Below are 1,835 nucleotides of genomic sequence, written 5' to 3'. Positions count from 1 at the left end.
GCGATGCCCAATAAATGGTTTGATGAGCTGGGACTCTTTAACTTAGAAAAGGTACAAACGGGATATGTGTTCAGTACGAAGTAACTGAATAGAATTAAGCAGGAGCCGTATACGAGAACCGTACGTATGGTTCTGTGAGAGGGATGAGGCAGTGATGCCTCACCCTACTCGATGTTTATATAATACGCCGAATTCATATACTAAGTACCGTTTAGGATATGTATACCCATGATACCTGAAGATGCTCGATTTCAGCGAGAATGCACAGCTTGTTAATCAAGGCGATAGTGTGCGGCAATAGTGAGCGATTGTTAGCACTGGCAACAGTATATACGTAGTTCAGGTTACTTAACTTGAATGTCTTGATCTTAAAATAATGAGTGAAGATTAATAATAACTTAATGTTTTTCGCTTGTTCTCTTTGCCAAAAACGTGCGTTAATTGAACAGAATTTAATGTGTCTTGTCTTTGACAATTTAATGTGTCTTGTCTTTGACATTTTCTCGGCTGTATAGGGGGAGTGAAATGTTAACTGTTTCTAATTGTACAAATCCAACACCAAACACTTTCTCTGAAACTTCGTCGCCTGAAGAAATCGACATTACTCCTCTCTTCGAAAACAGTAATTATGAAAAAAGTAAAGATACCGTTATTCAACTCTATAATCATGCTCTACAGGGGGATGAAAGGTGTGTTGAACTGCTTCAAAATGTAGCAATCAGAAGAGATGAAATAGGTTTATTTGCTGAATCTAAATTACTTCAGATTATACAGAGTTCGATGGCCGATAAGGTGTGCTCACACCCTGCAGAAGTCGTTCAACGTTGTGCTCAAAAAGTGGTTATGACGGGATTGCTGACTGAGGGTAAGCAAAGGCTTATTGATATTAATGCACTCTATCAAACTGATATTTTAAAATTAGCCGGAACGGTGTTACCAGGAAAATCAGTAGATTCAATCCCTGAAGTTATTAAATCAGAAATCGCACGAACAGGGTGTAAATTTGAGGGACAACCAAGGAATGATTTGCCTACTTCATGGGTTCCTAGTGCACAGCCTAAGTGTCGCATTGCATATTTAAATCAGTTTACTAATACTTGTCCTGAAAGATGTGCAGTTTTTATTGCGAAGAGATTCGGCTGCAATTGTGAGTTTACGCATTTTAATTCGAACAATACTGGTCAGATAGATATTTTTCCTCCATTAACCAAATACTCCGAACCTTCCGATCGTGATATTCTCTTTACTGATGGACGTAACGCTAACTCGGTTATGAAATTATTGGGTACGTTGGATAGAAATGGAACCTATATCATGCGAACAGGTGAGAATGATGATGGTGGCCATTATCAATGTTTATATCATGATCATGGAGAGTGGCATGTTTATGATTCGATGAAAAACCGAGCCGCGATACGAATGACGTCGAATGGAGGCTTAACCAATGCGGGGAAAGCCATCATGATCGATGAGCATGGTAACTGGGGAGCAAATGATGGGCAGAGGTCGATAGCTATCGCTCAAGTTACTAAGGAAGGAGTGATGGCCTTTATTCATTTCATCAAAGATTGGAGGAATTTCGGCGAAGAAGTTGCAATTAGGAATTTATCTCCAAGGCATGAACAATTGGTATAATTTATTGAGTGAACTTTGAATCCTTCGAAATTAAGTCAGATATCATGGGCGTAAAAGTTAGAGTAAATAACACCTACCACGGCAAGATCATTAAAATTGAACTTTTTTGAAGGTTTGTGATCAGATCAATCAAACTTAGCTACATGATAATGAAATGGAACCTTCTACTTTTTTACAGCACTTCGACAAAATCAATGATC

At 38.5% G+C, this 1,835-nt stretch carries 1 protein-coding gene; it reads left to right on the top strand.

Going from position 1 to position 1,835, the window contains the following annotated elements; all coding sequences use genetic code 11:
• The first annotated feature begins 525 nt into the window (after window positions 1-525).
• Complete coding sequence (locus tag JQC92_RS22140) at window positions 526-1,635, top strand: hypothetical protein (RefSeq protein ID WP_205001692.1); 1,110 nt, start codon at window positions 526-528, stop codon at window positions 1,633-1,635.
• The last annotated feature ends 200 nt before the right edge of the window (window positions 1,636-1,835 follow it).

The organism is Parashewanella hymeniacidonis (assembly GCF_016900895.1).
GTDB classification, from domain to species: domain Bacteria; phylum Pseudomonadota; class Gammaproteobacteria; order Enterobacterales; family Shewanellaceae; genus Parashewanella; species Parashewanella hymeniacidonis.
Note: the sequence above shows the minus strand (reverse complement) of the source record. Positions and strands in the feature narration are given on the sequence as shown.

Bases quoted from the DNA above. Each gene is read 5' to 3' on its own strand.
- JQC92_RS22140 (WP_205001692.1), top strand. From the start codon at position 526: ATGTTAACTGTTTCTAATTGTACAAATCCAACACCAAACACTTTCTCT.